The 21,330-nt window shown below is 57.5% G+C and carries 11 protein-coding genes; all 11 read left to right on the forward strand.

Going from position 1 to position 21,330, the window contains the following annotated elements:
- Positions 1-66: 66 nt before the first annotated feature.
- Positions 67-3,486 (forward strand): glycosyltransferase, encoded by a 3,420-nt coding sequence (locus tag ACZ500_RS22445; protein ID WP_464229646.1) that lies wholly within the window; start codon positions 67-69, stop codon positions 3,484-3,486.
- Positions 3,486-6,170 (forward strand): glycosyltransferase, encoded by a 2,685-nt coding sequence (locus ACZ500_RS22450; protein WP_464229647.1) that lies wholly within the window; start codon positions 3,486-3,488, stop codon positions 6,168-6,170. The genes ACZ500_RS22445 and ACZ500_RS22450 overlap by 1 nt, the downstream gene beginning before the upstream one ends.
- A 127-nt stretch (positions 6,171-6,297) precedes the next feature.
- Positions 6,298-8,745, forward strand: a complete 2,448-nt coding sequence (locus ACZ500_RS22455) for a glycosyltransferase (protein ID WP_464229648.1) — start codon at positions 6,298-6,300, stop codon at positions 8,743-8,745.
- A 266-nt stretch (positions 8,746-9,011) separates the two neighbouring features.
- On the forward strand, positions 9,012-9,815 hold the full coding sequence (locus ACZ500_RS22460; RefSeq protein ID WP_464229649.1) for an ABC transporter permease: 804 nt from the start codon (positions 9,012-9,014) through the stop codon (positions 9,813-9,815).
- 28 nt (positions 9,816-9,843) lie between these two features.
- On the forward strand, positions 9,844-11,190 hold the full coding sequence (locus ACZ500_RS22465; protein ID WP_464229650.1) for an ABC transporter ATP-binding protein: 1,347 nt from the start codon (positions 9,844-9,846) through the stop codon (positions 11,188-11,190).
- A 129-nt stretch (positions 11,191-11,319) separates the two neighbouring features.
- On the forward strand, positions 11,320-12,255 hold the full coding sequence (locus ACZ500_RS22470; protein ID WP_464229651.1) for a sulfotransferase family protein: 936 nt from the start codon (positions 11,320-11,322) through the stop codon (positions 12,253-12,255).
- A complete protein-coding gene (locus ACZ500_RS22475) occupies positions 12,242-13,453 on the forward strand; it encodes a glycosyltransferase family 2 protein (protein ID WP_464229652.1) in 1,212 nt (403 codons plus the stop codon). Before ACZ500_RS22470 ends, ACZ500_RS22475 begins: the two co-directional genes overlap by 14 nt.
- Before the next feature lie 180 nt (positions 13,454-13,633).
- Positions 13,634-16,198 (forward strand): glycosyltransferase family 4 protein, encoded by a 2,565-nt coding sequence (locus ACZ500_RS22480; protein WP_464229653.1) that lies wholly within the window; start codon positions 13,634-13,636, stop codon positions 16,196-16,198.
- 75 nt (positions 16,199-16,273) lie between these two features.
- Positions 16,274-19,549, forward strand: coding sequence for a glycosyltransferase (locus ACZ500_RS22485; protein WP_464229654.1), 3,276 nt, complete (start codon positions 16,274-16,276; stop codon positions 19,547-19,549).
- On the forward strand, positions 19,546-20,514 hold the full coding sequence (locus tag ACZ500_RS22490) for a GDP-mannose 4,6-dehydratase (protein ID WP_464229655.1): 969 nt from the start codon (positions 19,546-19,548) through the stop codon (positions 20,512-20,514). Before ACZ500_RS22485 ends, ACZ500_RS22490 begins: the two co-directional genes overlap by 4 nt.
- A gap of 207 nt (positions 20,515-20,721) precedes the next feature.
- Positions 20,722-21,168 carry a hypothetical protein gene (locus ACZ500_RS22495; RefSeq protein ID WP_464229656.1) on the forward strand — a complete coding sequence of 149 codons (447 nt, stop codon included), beginning with the start codon at positions 20,722-20,724 and terminating at the stop codon, positions 21,166-21,168.
- Positions 21,169-21,330: the final 162 nt, after the last annotated feature.

A 21,330-nucleotide genomic window follows, 5' to 3' on the forward strand; every position in this document is an offset into this window, starting at 1 on the left:
TTCACCGGCGCAGCGGTCGAGGAAAAAGGCCGGTTTTTTTCTGGAAGCGGGGGAGGTTTACAGACGTTGCGAACCGTCCTGATCAACACCCATGACAGACGAGGCGGCGCTGCTATCGCCGCACGAAGGCTGCACAAGGGTCTGGCCGCCGCAGGGGCGGACAGCCTCATGATCGTGCGCCACAGCGATTTCGACGACGACGCATCCGTCATCAACCCTTTTGAAGAGGCAGGATCTTTGACACCCTCAGGTGAGCCTCTTCGGATGGATCGCATTCAGGAAAGGTACATCGGCAAGAGGCGCACCGGCATCAGCAACACCTACTTTTCGCTGGCTTACCCGGGGTGGGATATTTCGGGCCTGCTGGAAGTGAAAGATGCAGAGGTCATCAACCTGCACTGGGTCGCAAGATTCCTCTCGCCCGTTAGCCTGAAACGGTTGTTTTCGCTGGGGAAGCCGGTGGTCTGGACCCTCCACGATCAGAATCCATTTACCGGTGGGTGCCATTATTCCGCGGGGTGTGAGGGATATCGCTCGGACTGTTCGGGCTGCCCCCAGATCGAACGGGATTCTTTGGATCTGCCGGCTGTGATATTGAAGGACAAGGCAGAGCTTTGGCGGGGAGCCGAACCCGTCATGGTGGCTCCCAGCCGCTGGTTGGCCGGGTGCGCATCTGCGAGTGCCCTTTTCAAGGGGTACCGCGTGGAGGTCATTCCAAACGGGATCGACACAGAAGAGTTCAGACCTGCGGACAGCGGGGAGGTGAGAAAACGATTCGGCATCGAGCCGGAGGCCTTCGTCATCCTTTTTTCCGCCGACAATCTTTTGGAAATGCGGAAAAATATCGCTTCGCTCTGTACCTGCCTCGATCGATGTCTTGAGAACCGTGCCTTTGGTGATCTTGCCCGCCAGGGAAAGATCCGGGTCCTGGCATTCGGGAGCGGTTCAGACGAAGTTCAAGAGCGGATCCATATGCCGGTCACCGGTCTCGGCCATCTGTCCAGCGTGGAATCCATCCGGGAAGTCTATTGCGCGGCGGACGTGTTTGTCCTTACGAGCCTCGAAGACAATCTTCCCAATACGGTCATGGAGTCCATGGCCTGCGGCACCCCGGTGGCGGCGTTCGAGGTGGGCGGCGTCCCCGAAATGATCGAAGACGGCATTACGGGGAGACTCGTAGCCCCGCGGGATCTGACGGCTTTGACGGAGGCGATCCTGGATCTTGCCGGAGATGCGGTAAAACGGTTGGCTATGGGGGAGAATTGCCGCAGGGTCGTGCGCGAAAGGTTTTCTGTGAAACATCAGGCCGCCGCCTACCTTTCTCTTTTTCGGGAGCTTTCGGACAAAACCGGTCACCACGGGCGGGGCATGCAGGAGGGGGCGGTCTTGTCTCGAGGCCCCGAAAAGCCGGTCCTCCTGCGCGAGACAGGCCCCCGTTTTACTGCGATTTATAGCGGTATTCTGATGGAATCGTTAAAGGATATCGTACTTCGCGGAGAGAGGTGCGCTGAGGGCCTGGAGGCTGATCGTGAACCCCTTATCGAGGCGAACAGGTCTGCCGGGGCACAAATCGAAGATTTGGAACGGCAGAGGCGTAAGTTCGAAAAAGATTGGGATGAAAAAATCGATCTGATCGATGCTATCGATGATGACATCGAAAAGCTGAGAGAGTCTTTACAGACCGCTTCGGCGCAGGGCGACGCTCATGCCAGGGCGTTTGCTGCTTATAGCAAGACTGCGGCGAATTTGCGGGATGCGCTCGATATAACCTGTACAAGGTTGGAGTGCCTGCAGGAAGAGAATGAGGCATTAAAAAAAACTATCGCAATTTACAATAAGGAAATAGAAGAAAATAAAGATGTTTGGCTCGCTCGGATGAAGTCCGATGAATCGATCCTCCAAGAAATGGGCCATCTACTGAGTGAGATATCACAATTGGAATCCGGTCTGAGTTTGCCATCGAGGCGGGCTCTCATAGCGCACAAGCCGTTTGCCGAACTGCACCAACTGCTGCGAGATGAAAGTTTCCGGCTCGAGCTGGGCGTGGATAGGATTGCGCTCAATCATTATTTTCGACTGTTTAATGAGCTTTATCTCGTCAGCCTGCGTCTGCTGAAGACGTTCGAGTCTGTCAAACCCGGGGAGAGCGGCCGTGCGCCATCTTCTATGGATGCGCCTGTCATCGAGGTGATCAGTTTTGCCAGGACTCTGGGGGGAGATCTCGAGGACCGTGCGATGGTGTTTCTTTTTGAACGTGCCACCCATCTGAGGCGGGTATTGGTCGTCAACGCCACCAGGCGCAATCTGCAGGCGGCCCGGATTATCGCCGGGGCCGGGGCGGAGGTGACGGTTCTCGGTGCGCCGAAGTGGGTCAAGGAGAGGGAAAAAGATTTTCAGATCGAGGCGCAGGAGAGGCCCCTGGCTGAGTGGCTCAGCCTGGAGGAGGCCAATGCTTTGGCGCGATATGACGGCTTAGTTTGGGACAATGAGATGGCCGAGCGGGAAGTGAATCTCCTGAGAGGGCGACTGCGGCGCGGTAGTCTCATCGTTCACACGGGGGGGGCGCCCAGGGGTCAGGACCTCGTTTTCGGGGAGGTCGCCGGAGTTCGCGCATTCCATGGTCTGAGGATTTTTGAAGGCCCCCCCGCCGCGTGGTCAGATCCAGGGGCAGGCGACAGGCAGCTTTATTCGGTGAAGAACTGGCCGTTGCGGAGCCCGGTGTTCGAGCTGCCTCAAAAGATGCCTTCAGGGAATCCCTGGCCAAAAATTTCCGTTGTCACGGTGACGCTCAACCAGGGTGTTTTTCTGGAGGAGACCATCCGTTCCGTTCTGATGCAGGGCTATCCGAATCTTGAATATATCCTGGTGGATGGAGGCTCGGTTGACCATACGGCGTCCATTCTGGAACACTACCGGCACGGGTTCGCTTATTGCGTCAGTGAGAGGGATAGGGGGCAGTCCGATGCCCTGAACAAGGGGTTCAGGCGGGCGACAGGGGAGATCCTTGCCTGGCTGAACAGCGACGATCGATATATGCCCTGGACCCTGATCCGTGTGGCGATGGCCTTCGACCAGTATGGAGCGGATATGGTGGCCGGCGGGTGTGCATTGGTGCGTGGTTTCGAAAAGAAGCCCTTCCATAGACATCATAATGTGATGCCGCTCGGGGAGGTCGCATCTTTGCCGGTGGACCGCCTGCTGGATATTGACGACTCCTGGCAAAAGGGGGATTTTTTCTTCCAGCCCGAGGTTTTCTGGTCCAGGGAAATCTGGAGCGAGAGCGGCGGCGAGGTCGATGAATCCCTCTATTACAGCATGGATTATGACCTCTGGGTGAGGATGGCCCTCGCAGGGGCCAGAATCGCCCACATACCCGATGTCCTGGCGCTTTTCAGGGTGCATGGGGAGCAAAAGACCCATGGAGATTTGCCCTTTCTAACGGAACTGCGGCAGGTGAGCCGAAAATATCTCGAGGAACGGCGCTGATGGCGGGCTACAGGGAGCGTATTCGGGCGAAGCTCGAGAACGGGGCGGCGCTGAAGGTTCTTTTTCTGAATGACATAGGGTTCCGCTATGGGGCCGGCTTGGCGGAGCTTCGCCAGATCAAGTCCTTTCTGATCATGGGGCACGAGGTCAAGGCATTGTGCTGGGATGCCGGCGAACAGAGGCACATGGAGGTATTCCCGGCGGGCGCCTCTGAGAGATGGAAGGGGCTGCATTCCAGAAGGTCGCTGCATCTGGAATGCGGCCGGAGCGTAAAGGCGATTGTCGAGGCGCTGATCGCTGAAGTCGCTGCCGAAACGCCGGACGTAGTGATCGTCGGTAACCTGCATGCGGCCCGATGGCCTCTGGAGGTCTTCCTGGGGTTGAGGGGCCTCGACGTCTTGACGGTGGCCTACGCCCACGACTGTTATCTTTTCACCGGACGGTGCGCCTATCCCGGCGACTGCCGCTTGTATTTGACCGGCTGTGATGAAAGCTGCCTGACGTGTGACCTTTACCCCCCGCTGGCTGCCGGAGAGATAGCCGAGGCTTGGAGGCTTCGCCGGACGATCTTTTGCGGGCCTTCGGGGATACCGCTTGCAGCCAACAGCCTTTGGACCCTCGGTTTTGCCCGGAGGGCCCTGGGGGATTCCATCGATGCCGAGGTGGTCTATCTCGGCCTTGACACCGATGTATTCAAACCCATGCCCCGCGATGTGTGTCGGCGCCTGCTCGGCGTCCCTCCGGACGCTTTCATCATTCTGGGCGGTGCGGTAAACGTGCAGGATCATCGCAAAGGGGGCCGGTTTTTCGATGAAGTGTTGGCGGCCCTTCAAAAGGATGCCTATTTCCTGTTGTTTGGCGACAACTCCCCGCGATTCGAGCATGCCCACAGCGTCGGGTTTGTGGAGGAGCACTGCAAAATGCCGCTTCTCTACGGCGCTGCGGATGTTTTTATGGCGACCTCTATGGAGGAGGCTTTCGGACAGACGATCATGGAGGCCGCGGCCTGCGGCCTGCCCGTTGCGGCATTTGCCGTCGGCGGGGTGCCGGAAATCGCACGAGACGGGCTGAACGCGCGTGTGACGAAGGATGTCAGTGCGGGATCCCTGGTCGAGGCGTTGCGTTTTTTTATTTCGTCCCCCGGCAGATGCCGGGAATATGGTGATGCAGGCCGCAGACTGGTGGAGGATTGCTTCAGTCTTAAAAGACAGGGGCAGGCATGGAACGGGTATATCCTTCGCCAGGTTTCCTTTCCCGCTCGGGTCGAAGAAACGGCGGGAACTGATGCAGCCGAGAATCCGTCTGTTTTTTGCACACGCGATAACGGTCTGATCGCCGAAATTCGAGAGGACGGTTTTCCGCGGTTTTGCATCGTGACGCCCTGTTTGAACGCGGAAGAGTTTATCGATGAAACCGTTGCCAGCATCCTGACACAGGCAGGTCCTTTCCGGATCAGATACCACATCCAGGACGGCGGGTCGGACGACGGGACCCTCGAGAAGATCGAGCAGTGGGAGCGGCGCATCAACGACGAATGCCTGCCGGTCCTTTGTAAAGGCATTGAATTCAGCTTTGCAACAGGCGCAGACGAAGGGCTTTACGATGCGATCAATCAAGGCTTCAAGTGCATAGGCCCGCAAGACAGGGATTTTATGGGCTGGCTCAATGCGGATGACCGCCTGCTCCAGGGCGCGTTCGCAACGGCGGGGCAGTTGCTGGAAGAGTTCAAGGGCGTCGACTGGATCGGCGGCAGAGCGGCGCTGATCGACCAGAACGGCGCGCCGATGGGTATTTTCGAGCTCACTCCCTACCCGAGAAGGTCCCTGAGAGCCGGTATCTGTGACGGCCGGCGTTTTGGCTTCGTCATGCAAGAGGGGACATTCTGGCGCACGCCCCTGTGGGTTACTGTCGGGGGTTTGAGCGCGGATCTGCGGTTGGCCGGGGATTTCGATCTGTGGCGTCGGTTCGCGGAGCATACGGAGTACGTTGTGGCTGATTTTCCCCTGGCGTTCCACCGAAGGCGACGAGGGCAGCTTTCGGAATTCCTGGATGAATATTATGATGAGGTGGAAAGAATCATCGACAGGGAGATACGCGACGCCGAATGGGAGCGCTATCGGAATGCAGCCTGTTCGCCCGACGGCATGGAGGTCTTCGGCTATGCCGGCAAAGTTCTTCGCTTCAATCAGTCGACCCGGAAATGGGACTTGCGCAAGGAGGCGTGCACGAACAAAGAATTGGGACCCTCTGTAGTCGTTACGCCAAACTGTGCGACGTTTTCGACCGGGATAAAGCTCCTGTGCGGGTTCAGGGGTAGAGAGTTGGGCTATCCGCATCTGGCTTTGCCCTCTGGGGTCCGCTGGATCATCCAGCCGGAGGCGAGCTTGAGCATTGATTGTCCGGAGGCGGAAGAGTATCTGCTCTGCTTCAGATGCCGCAGCTTCCATCAGAAAGTGCACGGGGTCCTTGTTCATGAGAATTCTGAGGTCGCACCATTCGAGGTTCCCTATACCGGGCATGAGCGTGACTGTGTGGTGCTGCTGAATGCATCGCTGCATGAGGGGGTGAATCACTTGGCGTTGAAGCTGACCTTGGGGGATGGGACCATCGAGGAACCAGATCTCTGGTTGCTGATGATCGCATGCGAAGCCGTTCCTTTTTCGGACATACGCTCTTTGTCATGACAGGCGGAATCTGTAAAGAAAATTCCTTGTTCCTGGATAGCAAGCGTGCAGGTGATGGGCGAGTATTTTCGTAAAAAGACAAATGAGTGCCATGTTTATAACGCATATATCCACAAATGATCCGATTTTGGATGAAGACAGGCAGCTTTTGGAGCTTCACCGGTCTTTGCTTCGTTCCGGGCATACGTCGCGATGCATCGTTCTCCACAAGACCGGCGACGATGAAATGGTTGCTGCGGTGAATACCTTGGAAGGGATGGCCGATGACATAGGGGCGAAATACGGTTCGATTATTCAGAATGCCTATATCGATCGAAACCGGACGTCCATTGGCTGCACTCCCTTCGGTTTCCCTTATCCAGGATGGGATGTCTCCTCCTCTGCATGGGTTCGGGGCGCGGACCTGATCCACATTCATGATGTCAGCGGATTCCTCTCTCCTGTTGGGCTTCAGCGGCTGTTCGCCCTGGGCAGGCCGGTTGTATGGACGTTGTACGGACAGGAGCCGATGACCGGGGGATGTCATCATTCAGGCCGTTGTGAAAAATATGTCGATGATTGCACAGGATGTCCGCAGCTCATCACGGATCCGTATGGTTTGCCGTCGGCTGTGCTCCAAGACAAATCGGCCTTGTACCGAGGATGCTCTTTCAACCCCGTTGCAGCCGATCCCTTGCTTCTGGAATGCGCGGAGAAGAGCAGGGTTTTCTCCGGGAGGCAGATCCGGATGATTCGAAAGGGGATTCATACATCCTCCATGAGACCGCTGAGCCGTCAGTGTGGGAGAAGCGCGGGAGGAAGCGCCTCCGGCGCATTGACCGTATTTGTGGCTGCCCCGTGTATCGGGGGCGAGCGATGCTGTGAAGCGGAGCTCTGGGATGTGCTCCGCGGTATCCTGGACGCTCCGGAGATCGATGATCTGGTGCAGAGGCGAGCCCTCAGATTCATTGCGGCGGAAGGTGTGGGCCGCTTCGGAGGCGAAGCGGGGCTGCCGGTCATCGGTGTAAAATCTCCCCAATCAACGGAGGCGTGGAATAAGGTATTCGAATCCGTCGATCTTTACTTCGCTCCGGTCCTTGCGTCGGGTCTGCCTGGCGGCTTCCTGGAGGCGATGAGTTGCGCCGTCCCTGTCCTGACCCTGGATCGGCTGGATACGAGAGATTTACTGGAGTCCGGCAAGGAGGGATGGCTTGTCCAGCCGCGGGATTTTACGGGAATGGCCGCGGCGCTTTCTGGCCTGGCGGCGGACCCCGTCAAGATCCTCGAAGCGGGGAGTGCGGTTCGCGAGGCGGTTGAGGCCAAATGCAGCTCCGAGAGGATGGTTGAACAGTATCAGGCCCTTTATAGCGGTTTGATGGGGAAGCGGGCAGCTGGGTTGAGCCGCCCGGGTGAGGGGTGCGAGGATAGCGGGGCTCCGGAGACTTCGTGGGATGGGTCTCGGTCGGAAGCCGAAGCAGCGGCTGGGGAGATGGGCCCGTTTACGGCTCGAATCTATGATGCCCTGCTTTCCTCGTGCCTGAGGAAAGCATGCTCGAGGCTCTTGGATGAGGCAAAGGCTGATGACGGAGTGAAGGCGGATCTGCATCGAGAGGTCGTGGAGCTCAGAGAAAGAATTTCGCATCTGTTAGATGATCGGTCAATACGTTTGGAGCTTATAGAGGAACTTTCCGAACGACTTTCTGCGGTCGATCAGGAGCGATCGGTCCTTCTTGGTCAGGTGCGTGGTTTAGAAAAGGAAATCAGGTTCAGGGGTTCCGAGTTAGAGAGATTGGGGCTGGAACTTGCGCAGGTTCGAGAGGCCCTTCAGGCGCTGCACGATGAAAGGGAGCGTACGTCGAACCTGCCTCATGCTTCGGATCGCCGTTTCGAGGCAGGCGGGGATGTTCGGGGAAGGAAGAAGCCGTCGACAGAGCAGTTTATATCCTGGACAGCTTTGGGATCGAATCAGGCTGGGTTTTTAAACGCGCAGATAAAGGAATTCGAAGAAACCATCCGAATGAAGCAAACGGAACTCGATTTCATGGCGGGGGAGCTGGCGCGTTTGGAGGCGGACCGGGTCGCGCGCGGGGAGCAGATCGAGATTTTGCGGGGGCGTCTGGAGTCGGTTGCAGGGGAGAGTGAGGCGCGTTTGGAGCAGATCGACCGGTTGACTGCCCGTCTGAGGGAAGTGGAAGAGGTTTTGAGCGGCAAGTATAAGACGGAGGAGAATCTGCTCCAAGAGCTGGCGCGTTTGGAGGCGGACCGGGTCGCGCGCGGGGAGCAGATCGAGATTTTGCGGGGGCATCTGGAGTCGGTTGCAGGGGAGAGTGAGGCGCGTTTGGAGCAGATCGACCGGTTGACCGCCCGTCTGAGGGAAGTGGAAGGGGTTTTGAGCGGCAAGTATAAGACGGAGGAGAATCTGCTCCAAGAGTTGGCGCGTTTGGAGGCGGACCGGGTCGCGCGCGGGGAGCAGATCGAGGTTTTGCGGGGGCGTCTGGAGACGGTTGTGGGGGAGAGTGAGGCGCGTTTGGAGCAGGTCGCATCTCTTGAAAAAAAGTTGGTTGGCAACGCTGAAAAATCATCGAAAGCCGATTAGAGATCTCCGCATCGGACGATTGATATCCATCCGGGAACACGCTGGAGTTGGGGATGACGAAAAGACGCCTCGGGCATTTCGAACCGGGATTCGGACCGGTTTCCAGCCGAAAGGATTTGCCGGGCAAGGCTGGGGAGCATTCCGTTTTTTAAGTGGATCTGGCATGATATCTTGTCTTGTTGACGGGATTGGTATATAGAGGTGCGCTGGTCCGGTGCCGGGCAATGCAGCCTTCTTTCGGGGAAAACCTTCGGTTTCAGGGGCACATGCTGAAAAGCTTCTATTACTTTATCCGCCTTCTGGTTCTTCAGCGGGATATGATCTGGTCGATGGCGAAGCGTGAGATCGCCCGGCAGTATATGGGATCTCTGTTGGGTTTTGTCTGGACCTTCGTCAATCCCATCATCCTGGTCGTGGTTTTCTGGGTGATTTTCAGCCTGGGTTTCAGGGTTCAGCCGGCTGAAAATGTCCCGTTCGTTGTGTGGCTGACATGTGGTATGGCCGCGTGGTTTGTGTTTGCCGACATGGTGATTGGATCGGTCGGTGTGGTTGTATCCAATGCCAACCTGATCAAGAAGACCCTCCTCCATTCACAGATTCTACCGATCGTGAAAGTGGTGGCGTCTTTGATCACACACGCCATTTTCCTGGGTGTGTTGCTCCTTTTGATCCTGTTCCACAGGATGCCCGTCAAATGGTGTTATCTGCAATTTCTGTATTATCTCTTCGCGATGACGACGCTGGCGCTTGGCATCGGTTGGATCGGCGCGTCGTTGAATGTTTTTATCAGAGACGTATCACATGTGATCAATGTCTTCATCCAGGTCGGTTTCTGGGCGACGCCGATCTTCTGGAATCTGGAAATGATGCCCCCCGAAATCCATGGGTATCTTAAGCTGAATCCTATGTTTTATATCGTTCAGGGCTATCGTGATTCCTTTCTCTACTTTGTTCCTTTCTGGGAGCGGCCCTCCGAAGCCCTCTATTTTTGGGCCGTCGCCGGATCGCTCTTTGTCTTCGGAGCGCTGGTGTTCAAGCGGCTGAAACCTCATTTCGCCGATGTCCTTTAGAAGAGATGCGGGGCCGCAACCGATGAACATGGATAAGCAACCGGTGATCGACGTCAGGGGGTTGACCAAGACCTACAGGCTTTACGGCAGTCCGCTCGACCGCGTGAAGGAGGTTTTCCACCCTCGGCGCAAGCGGTATCATCGGCCCTTCGATGCCCTGCGCAATGTCTCTTTCACCGTCTACGCCGGTGAAACCGTCGGGATCGTGGGCCGCAACGGCAGCGGTAAATCGACGCTGCTCCAGCTCATCTGCGGGATCCTCGAGCCGTCGAGCGGGGCGGTATCGGTGTCGGGACGGGTGTCGGCGCTGCTCGAACTCGGCGCCGGTTTCAACCCGGATTTCACGGGACGCCAGAACGTCTATCTGAACGGCGCTATCCTGGGGTTGAGCAGCGATGAGATGAGCCAGCGGTTGGGTGACATCGCCGCGTTCGCCGATATCGGTGACTTCCTCGATCAGCCGGTCCGAACCTATTCGAGCGGCATGTTCATTCGTTTGGCCTTCTCCGTCGCGATCAACGTGGATCCACAGATCTTGATCGTCGACGAGGCTTTGTCGGTGGGTGATGAAATCTTTCAGAGGAAGTGCCACGCGCGCCTGCAGGAGTTCAGGGAGGCCGGGAAGACTATTGTCTTCGTATCCCACTCGGCCCAGACCGTAGTCGAGATATGTAGCCGCGCGCTGCTGCTGGAGCAGGGGGAACTGATCCTGGAGGGTTCGCCTAAGCAGGTCGTTTCGAAGTACCACAAGCTCATCTTTGCGCCGGCCGACAGGGTCGAGGCGGTGAAAAACGAGATCAGGGCGGGGGCCGGCGGGGCTTTTTCGGAGGCACACGCTCCAAAAGGAAACCGCACCGGAGGATCCGGGGCGTTGGATGGGGCGACGGCCTTTTATGATCCGAATCTCGTCCCGAAAAGCACGGTGTACTATGAGTCTCGAGGGGCGGACATTGAAGATGTGCGGATTACCACACCTGGCGGGGAGCGCGTCAATGTCCTGGTGCCCAGGCAGGAATACGTCTATGCTTACCGGGTGAAGTTCCGCGGGGACGCTTTCAATGTTCGGTTCGGATCGATGATCAAGACCGTGAGCGGCATCGAACTGGGTGGAGCTGCGTCGTCGACGCTTTACGATGCGTGCCCCTGCGTGGAGGCCGGCACGGTGGTGCACGTGAAGATGCGCTTTCGATGTCTCCTCCATCCGGGCGTTTATTTTATGAACGCGGGGGTCACAGCCGTAATGGGAGGAGACGAGATTTTTCTTCATCGGATCGTCGACGTGGTGATGATCAGGGTCCAGCACGAGGACGGGATCTTGACCACAGGGATCGTTGATTTTTGCATCGAGCCGGATCTGCGGTTCGATGCAAGGTGATCGCCGACCGGATCCGGTCGGATTTTCGAAGCCCATGACATGCGTACGCGATTTTTCCATTACCGGGGGGCGGGGAACCCTGGATGGAGTGCTTCTGGATCGGTCGAATCGGGAAAGGGAACTGGCGGAATGGTGAGGACGTGTATTGTGGTGTTGGGTATGCATCGAAGTGGAACATCGGCGCTGATGGGGATCCTTCATCATCTTGGCGTCGACTTGGGAAAGGTCATGATGGCCCCGACAGAGGGCAATCCCAAAGGCTATTTCGAGAACTATCGCATCTATGCCCTCAACGAGAAGATTTTCCATTGCCTTGGTGCAACGTGGGCCGACGCGTTCCTGTTGGAGGATGGGTGGTGGAAAGATTCGGCGCTGACCGGGTTCAGGCTCGAGGCGGACCGTATCCTCGATGAGGAATTTACCGGTGAGGGCCCTTTCGGTATCAAGGATCCCCGGATGTGCGTACTCTACCCATTCTGGCGCCCGTCGCTCGAACGGAGGTCTGATCGACTGGTTTTCATCCTTGCCTTGAGGAACCCTTTTGAAGCCGTCAGATCCTTGTGCAGGCGGGAAGGCATCGGCGAACGCCAGGCGCAGCTTCTCTGTCTGCAGCATATGCTGTACGCGGAGTTCTACAGCCGCCATGAACCGCGTCACTTCCTGTCGTTCGACAGGCTGCTCAGCGATACGTTCGCGGCCATTGAGGATTTGACAAGGATCCTGTGCATCGATCCGCCTCATGCTTACGCGGCCGTGAAAGATCAGATCGAGGCGTTCATCGATCCTGGGATGAAACATCAGTTCGCGGGTGTGAGCGATGCCGGGGAAGACTATCCTGCCAACCGGTTGATCGAGTGCTACAAATTGTTCCAACATGCGGTCGAGGGCGGAAGCACGATGCCATCCGATCTCGGACGGTTCGATGATCTGCGGGCGGATTTCACGGCTGTGAGGGATGCCTTTATCACCCCCGAGATCCGCGCGCATATCCGGCATGGGGTCGAGTGGACGTTGTGTAGGGATGCGAAGCAGGCGGATCCGATGCTTTCCCATGAAGAGGCTTGATCCGAAGAAACTGGATATGCAAGGCATCAGCATCGTCATACCCACCCTGAACGGGGGGCGGATCTTCGAAGACAGTCTGCTGGCTATAAAATCCCAGGACTTCGAGGGGCCTGTGGACCTCGTGGTGATCGACTCGGGTTCGACGGATGGCACGCTTGCGGCCGCGGAGCGGGTTGGAGCGCGGGTCATCCGTATACCGAAACGGGTTTTCCACCACGCGAGGACGCGCAACCTGGCCCTGCAGTACACGGCCTGTGAAGAGGTGGTCTTCATGGTCCAGGACGCTGTCCCGGTGGGGAGTTCCTGGCTCGGTTGCTTGCGCGGGGCTTTGCAGGAGACTGGGGCCGCGGCTGTTTACGGGCGGCAGGTCGCTCATGCCTCAGCCGGCCCTTATGCCCGCTGGACCACCGAGGGGCTCAACCGTTTCCTGGGTTCCGAGCGGCGGATTCAGCGCTTGGCCTTCCCCGATGCGTATGGAAAAATGGGTTTTGACGAGGCCTATCGCCTGACGAGGCTTGATAACGTCTGTGCGGTCTACCGGAAAGATCTCCTCCTGCGCTATCCGTTCCCTGATGTCCCGTACGCCGAGGATATGGCGTGGGCAAGGCAAGTCCTTTTCGCGGGGGAAAGGATCGCTTATGATCCTGAGGTGGTAGTAAGGCATTCCCATGACCGGCCTGCGGGTTATATATTCAGACGGCATGTGGTGGACGGCGTTTTCTGCGGGAGGATTCTGGGGAAGTTGCGCAACGATTTCTCCATGCTGTCGGTGAACGATCTGATCGGTATTTCCCATGCGATCGAATCCCGTCTAAAGGAATTCATGGGCGGAAATTTGCGGACGGTGGGGATGCGCCGGAAAGGGGGAAGCCTGTTTCCCTCCCTCTACTCCCATTTTCCCTTTCGGAACACCTGCCGGAGGCTTCTGCTTCTGGGTATGCGGAACCTGAGGAGCGGTGCAGGTTTTTCAGGACAGGAGGTTTTGAGAGGACTGGAAGCCGAGGTGGAATATCATTGGCGGTCCATACGGGAATCACAGCCGCTGCCGACGGAGGCCGAGGCCTGGGATGCGCTGGAAAAGGTGGCGGCCGGCGTCCTCGGAAAATTGTATGGAGACACATATGCCGCCCACTCGGCCCGTGGTGTCTTGAATGCCGATTTGCACCGATTTACGAGACCTTATCTCTCAGGAGTGTAAGATCTTCCAAGACTGCAGACAAAGGAGTTCTACCCTAAAAAGCGCTGTCTTTTTACATTCTATTATCCTTCCGATCTGGATCGCCCCCCTATGTCGTGAAAAGGTTTTTCGGCTGTCCATCATTTGGATGGCACAGGGCGGTATGGCGGGTTCAGATTCAGATAAAGGCGCGGGGACACGGTGAAGGTTTTTCATATCAATACGTATGATCAGATGGGGGGGGCGGCGAGGGCGGCATACCGATTGCACACGGGCCTGCTGGGCATGCGTGTGGAAAGCCGGATGCTGGTCCGCTGGAAGCATTCCCGGGAAGAGACCATCCGCTGCGCAGATCCCGGAGAAAGACCTCCGCGCCTTCAAAAGGATTTCAGCCTTATTGAGGCCGTTCAGGAGCACTATATCCGAAGATCCAGAACGCCTGTCAGCAACACGCTCTTTTCTTTCCCTTACCCAGGAATCGATATCAGCGTGGACCCGGAGATTCAGGGGGCAAACATCGCCAACCTTCACTGGGTCGCCGATTTTTTGTCGTCCGTCACCTTGGGTCGACTATTCCGTTCCGGGAAACCCATTGTTTGGACCCTTCACGATCAAGAGGCCTTCAGCGGCGGTTGCCATTACAGTGCCGGCTGCAAGGGTTACGAGAATGGATGCCGGGACTGTCCGCAGCTTCAGGACGATCCACTCGGATTGCCTGCAGCTGTGCTGAAGGACAAACAGGGTCTGTTCGAGGGGGCCGATCTGACGATTGTGACCCCCAGTCGCTGGATGGCTGAGTGCGCGCGGCGCAGCCTTCTGTTCGGCGGGCGGCGGATCGAGGTTATCCCCAATGGCCTCGAGACGAACGTTTTCAAGCCTTCCTATCGGCCGAAGGCGAAAGAGCGCATCGGATTGAACCCCGATACGCGCACGATCCTCTTTGGCGCCGAATATGGCACCGAGAAACGGAAGGGATTTGCCGAACTGATGCGGGTCCTCTCGGCCTGCCGAAGGGATCCGGATTTCGAGGCATGGACCAGGGAAGAAAGGATCTGCCTCCTTTGCTTCGGGTATCCTGCCGCCGAGTGGGAACAGGCCGGTTTGAAGGTGATGTCGCTCGGGTACTTGTCTTCGCAGGAAGCGGTGCGCAATGCGTATGTGGCAGCCGATGTCTTTGTGCAGTCCTCCCTTGAAGACAATCTGCCGAACACGATGATCGAGGCCATGAGCTGCGGCACACCGGTGGTCGCTTTTGCGGTCGGCGGCATGCCGGATGTCATCCGGAGCGGGGAAAACGGCATCCTCTTACCCCCGGGGGATATCAACGGGATGGCGATCGCCTTGGTGGAGATGCTGTCGGACGTGGAGAAGAGAGCCCATCTCGGTCGAAATGCGAGGCGTTGCATCATCGAGCATTTTTCTCTCCACCTTCAGGCAGGAAGATATTTGACGCTCTACGAATCTCTCCTGAAGGATCGAAACAGGCAGAAGCGCCCTTTGAAGGATGCACCGGCGCCGCGGGATGGGGCTGATGAGGGTTTTCTGCGCGGGGATTCGGTTTGGAGTGCGGAATTCGGCACCCATGTCGAAAAGCTGCGCATCCCCTTGAGGCTTGAAAGCTTCGATCGTATGACGCGATTTCTCGAGGCGGAGAACGACACGTTGAAGGCCGAGTCCGAGGCCCGTTTGCGTCAGGTCTTTTTGCTGACCGAGGAGGTGGGTACCTTCAAGAAAGGCTTGGCCCGAAAGCAGGCCGAGATGAATGAGATGTCCTCCGAGATGGCACGCCTCGAAAAGGATCGGATAGATCGGGGCGAACAGATCGCGCGACTGCGGGAAAAGCTCGCAGAAATGGAAAGTGAGAGCGCAGACCGGCTCGATCAGATCCACCACCTGGATGAATCCACGGTCAAGCTGAATCAGGCGCTGAAAGAGAAGAATGAAACGGAAGAGCAGCTTCTGGCCGAGGTGAGACGGCTCGATGCGGATCGGGTCGAACGGGGCGGTCAGATCGAGAGATTGCTGGAGAAACTGGCGGGTGTCGAGGAAGAGAACGCGAAGCGGCTCGATCAGATCCACCGTCTGGATGAATACACGGTCGAGTTGAATCAGGCCCTGAAAGAGAAGAATGAAACGGAGGAGCAGCTTCTGGCCGAGGTGAGGCGGCTCGATGCGGATCGGATCGAACGGGGCAGACAGATTACCATAACCGGGAAAAGGCTGAAGGATCTGGAAGAAAAAGAGGCCACCCGACTGAAACAGATCGGTGCGCTTTACGATAGATTGGAAAAGCTGGAGGCCGTGCTTCAGGAAAAGGCGAAGGCGGAAGAGACTCTCCTGTCTGAGATTGCTCGCCTGGAGGAAGAGCGGAGAGGGAGTGTCGAGCAGATTGAAAGCTTGATGAATGAGCCGGGGCGGAAGGATGGGGACAGCGCAGCCCGGATCATGGGCAAGGACCGGCTGATCGCCTCCCTTGGTAAGAAGTTGAAAGTATTGGAGAAGGATTTGCAGCAGTGCCGGGAGGCGCTGAGTCGGGAGGCGGAAAAGATCGCGCTGAACGAAAAAACGTCTTTGCAGGAAGAGGCTGACAAACAGAGATTGCAGAAGAGCCTCGAGAAGAGCGAAATCTGCATCGTCGAGATGGAGGCCAGGATTCGACTTGCCGAACGGGAACGGGAACTGATGATCTCGAAACTGGAGTCACAGAAGAAGATATTGGGCTGCCGCCTTGTCAGAGTCCTGCGTGCACTCAGGGTGTTGCCGTGACCGTATTCACCCGGGGCCGGCCCAACAACCCGCTCGGATTTATGGAGGAAACTGCGGCGATGTATAAGGACGAAAATGTCGAACCTGCCTAAAATCAGCATTGTGGTACCTTCGTTCAATCAGGGCCGGTTTCTTGGGCAAACCCTGGAGAGCATTTTCAACCAGGGCTATCCCGCCTTAGAGGTCGTGGTTATGGACGGTGGGTCTTCCGACGACAGCCTGGAAGTCATTCAGCGATTTGCTTCCCGGTTGACCTTCTGGCGGAGCGAGCCGGATAACGGCCAAACAGAGGCCATCAACATCGGCTCCCGATACTGCAGTGGGGATCTGATCGCCTGGCTGAATTCAGATGACTACTACTGGCAGGATGCGTTGTGGACTGTGGCGAGCGCGTACCTCAAGCACCCGGGTTACGGTCTGTATATCGGCAACGGCTTGCGCTACAGCCAGAGAGATGACCGCTACACCCCTTTCTGCCCTCGCCACGTGGCCCTGAACCGGCAGGCGCTTATAGAAGGCCTCGATTACATTCTGCAGCCGTCGACCTTTTTTCTGCGCAAGGCCTGGGAGGAAGCCGGTAGGCTCGACGAGAGTCTTCAGTATTGTATGGATTGGGATATCATCGTCAGGATCGCCCGTGATTACGAGGCGGTCACCATCAACGAATTTCTCTCCGTCAGCCGGGAATACGGTGAGACCAAGACGGCCGGCGGAAAGATCCAGCGTGCGATAGAGATCCTCGATCTGGCTCGGGTGCACAGCCGGAAGGATGTGACGCCGGGCGCCCTGTTTTATTTCCTGGAGACCCTGCTCGATGCGAGAAACGATGCCTGCCTCGAGCGTCTTCGTCCCGGATGCTTCGAGATGATGGGGGCCATTGGCGATCATTTTGCAGCCTGTTACGGTAACCGGGACGGCTTCCCTGAAAAGGGCGATAAAGGGGATATCGATTACCTCCCGTTTCCTGGGTCCGGTATTCTTTCCTCTCCCGTCGGATTATCCGAGGATCGTCTGCCTGCCATCAGTGTCGTCACCCCTTCCTACAATCAGGCGGAATTCCTGAGACCTGCGCTCGATAGCCTCTGTCGGCAAGGGTATCCCCACCTGCAAATGATCGTCATCGACGGCGATTCATCCGATGGGAGTCAGGAAATCATCAAGTCCTATGAAGACCGCCTCTCATACTGGGTATCGGAGCCGGACGGCGGACCCGCCCAGGCCATCAACAAGGGGTTCGCACACGCCACCGGAGAGATTGTCGGCTGGTTGAATTCAGACGATTGTTTGGCTGCCGGGGCCTTATGGGAGGTCGGAAAGGCCTTCGCAGAGGATCCGGAACTCGACATGATCTACGCGAATGCGCTCTATATAGACGAACACGATCATATCTTTCTTGCCGATCACGGTCACCAGAAGACCGGGTTTTACTATGGCCGGATGCAGCCGCGGGAGTTGGTCCCCGCCTATTGGAAATACGTGCACGCCCTCCCTCAGCCGACGGTCTTCTTCCGCAGGCACCTGCTCGAGCACTGCGGATTCCTGGACGAGAGTTATCATTTCATCTTCGACTTCGAACTCTTCTGGCGTTTTATGCAGGCTGCGAAGGTCCGAAAGATAGAAAAGGTCCTGGCCTTCTATAGGATCCATTCGAAGGCGAAGACCAGTGGGTGGGGGAATTTCGAGATCGAACTCTACCGCTTCAGCCGGCCTTGGTGGCCAACCATAAGAACGCCCGAATACCGGGCGACGCTTCAGGATTACATCGATCATTTCATGCAGCGCAAGTATGGGGGGTTGCCGCGAGGGTTCGGTTATTCCTGGGTAAAGTTCCGAGTGATGCTGTCGATTTGCACGCGCATCGGAAATCCCGAAAAATGGCGTTTCCTGAGACCGAAGCAGCACGCGGTCGATGCATCGGATGCCCCGGCCGCCGATGGTTCCGGAACTTCGGTTTGCAGCGACGCTATCCCGCAAGGTTCCGTTCCGATGGAGATTTCTCTGCCGGCTCGCAGCGACGAGGCTTGCTCCCGGCCTGAACTCGGTCCTATCCGATACCGTTCGTTTTTTTGCTCATACCAGTTTCCACGTTACCCGGGTCATTCCGGCGGTGAGATAAGGGATTTCCATATCTTGAGGCATCTTTTGCGCTTCAGCACGGTCGCGTTCTTCGCTCTTTACGATGCAGACGATGACGGCCGTCCTCCTGCATTGGAGCCCTTTATGGAGCGGCTGTTCGTGGGGGATCATTCCGTCGGGGATCAACGCACCCTTTGGGGTTCCCTGGGCAGCTTTCTGCGGAGCAGGCAGATTCCCGTCTGTAAGATGCGTTACCACTACGATGTCCATGAACGGTTCCCGCGCATCCATACGCAGATCGCCCCTGTGCTGCAGGCAGCCCTTGCCGAAAACCAGCCTGATTTCCTCTTCGTGAGCCCCCAGAGCAACCCTGTGGCGATGGCCCTCGATGTGGAGCCATTGAAGACCCGGCTGATCATGGCCTCCTATGATGTAGAGGGCGTCCGAATGCGCCGGCTAGCGGAATCGCATTGGGGTGCCAGGCGCCTGGCCGCCGCGTGGGAGGCGCAGCGCGCGAAACGCTTCGAGCAGGAAAATCTGCGCCTGTATGACGGAATCATAGCGGTGAGCGACCTTGACAAAAGGATTTTCATCGAAGAGTATGGATTCCCCGGCGAACGTGTCCTTGTAGTGGACAATGGGGTGGATCCCTCCTATTTCCGGTATCATGAACGAACTGCTTCACGGGAACGCCCCGAGATCGTCTATACCGGCAGTTTTACCTATCCGCCCAATCGAGAGGCGGCCTGGCGATTGATCCGGCGGATCATGCCGCTTGTCTGGAAGGAGATTCCGGGTGCGCGTCTTTGGGTCGTCGGGCAGTCACCGGGCTCCGATCTGATGGAGGCCGGAGACGGAAGACGGATCCTGGTGACGGGCCGGGTGGAGGATGTACGCCCTTATTTGACTGCCGCGGCCGTCGGATGTGTCCCTCTTCTTTCAGGATCCGGCACCAAATACAAGGTGCTCGAGGCCATGAGCGCGGGGATGCCCCTGGTATGCTCTCCCATCGCTGCCGAAGCGCTCGAGGTGGAAAACGGGACCCATCTGCTGATCAGGGAGAGTGAAGAGGACTTGGCTGCGGCGATCGTGAAGCTGATTCGCAGCCCTGAGAGCGCTGTCACCATGGCGCGAAACGCGAGGGAGTGGGTGGAGAAACGCTACGCCTGGGGGGCTGTGCTGCCCCGGTTGGATGGCTGGCTCGATGAGCTTGCCGGGATGCCCCGCCTGCAAGAGACGACCGGCGGTCGGCCGGGAGAGGCGGGTCGGCATTGAAACGAGCGCTCATCCTGGGGATAGGTGGGCAGGACGGGTATTACTTGACCCGCCTCCTGCGAGACAAGGGATACGATGTCTGGGGGGTGCTGCTGCCTCAGGATCTGACGCAGGGTACCCTCGAATCGCTGCACGATGACGTGGTGCTGATGCAGGGGGACATCTCGGACGAGGTTTTCATGGCGCGCGTTTTGGAGGAGGTGCGGCCGGCGGAGATTTACAACCTGGCCGGGATCAGCTTTATCCCGCTTTCGTGGGAGCAGCCCGGTCTGGTCGGCCGAGTGAACGGCGCCGCTCCGGGCCAGATCCTGGAGTTGATCCGGACCAATCTGCCCATGGCCCGCTTTTTCCAGGCCGGAAGCAGTGAGATGTTCGGCCACGATCCGTTCAGTTCGCCTCAGAACGAAGAAACGCCCTTCCGCCCGGACAATCCCTATGCCTCTGCGAAGGTGTTCGCTGCGCACCTCGTACGGAACTATCGCGAACATTTCGGGTTGTTCGCCTGCACAGGCATTTTGTACAATCACGAATCGCCCCGCAGGGACCCCCGGTTCGTGACCCGCAAGATCACCCAAGCTGCGTCCTCCATTTCACGCGGAAGGTCCAAAGAACTCGTCTTGGGCAATATCCATGCCCGAAGGGACTGGAGTTACGCAGGAGATACGGTCAGGGCCATGTGGCTGATGCTGCAGGCCGAGAGCCCGGCGGACTATGTCATCGGCTCGGGCACGCTCAAAAGCATCACCGACGTGCTCGAAGTCGCTTTTGAGGCGGTCGGACTGGATTGGCGCAGGCATGTGCGCTCGGATCAGAGCATCTATCGGCCTCTCGAAACGCGGCCCCTCCTCGCCGATCCGTCGAAAGCGCGAAAAGACCTGGCCTGGGAGGGGAAGGTGTCTTTTGAGCAGTTGATTCGCATGATGGTTGAGGCCGATCTGGAAACGGAGGCTTCGGAGGAAGGTTAGGTTCGAGGGAGATGATTCATTCGAATCGTCAAAAAGTGTCTTTAACCGTTTAGCACACATTGTTCGAAAGGAGCGGATATGTCCCGTTTCAGCGTCATTCTTGCCGTTTTTTTGTTGTCGATCGGTGTTTCGTTGACGGCCTGCGAAGACAGGAAAGAAGGGGCCCCAGCGCAAACAGAAAAGGTTGCCCCGGCAGTCGAGTCCAAAGTGGAAATCGAAGAGAAGGCGGAGCCTTCGGGCCCAGAAGAGGCGGTTTCCCCCCCCGTCCTGACATCATTCGTGCAGGAACTTGCCGTGGTCGGGGAGGCCCCTAAGAGGGCGTCGGCGGGAGCGGCTATTCCGCTCGAGGTCAGTGTGAAAAACCCCTCGGGAGAGGTCTGGTCTGCAAAGGGGGTCTCAGAGGAGGATGTCAGAAACCGCGTCAGGCTTGGCGCCTATTGGCTGTCAGCGAAAGGAGAGGAGATGCCGCAGTCGGCAGACGCTCTCTTGGCGGAGGATCTGAAGCCCGGAGAATCGGTTAAACTCGCGTTCGAGATCAAGGCGCCCGATGCGAAGGGAGTGTATATACTCCATGTTTCGATGGTGCAGGAGGCGGTCGCCTGGTTCTCAGCCAAAGGCGCTAAGAGCCTGGACATCCCCATGATGATCGAATAAGCAGCAGCAAGGATCGGCCATCCGGGGCATCCGATCCGGATGGCCGAGTTTCCCATAGATCCCGTTCTTTACCTTCCGCATCGAGGGGTGGGGGCGAAGCCATTGTAATGTGGCTCCATGCTCGCCTTTTGCCGTATCGAGGTAACCGAATGACGGTGGCAC

Source organism: Desulfatiglans parachlorophenolica (genome assembly GCF_055394735.1).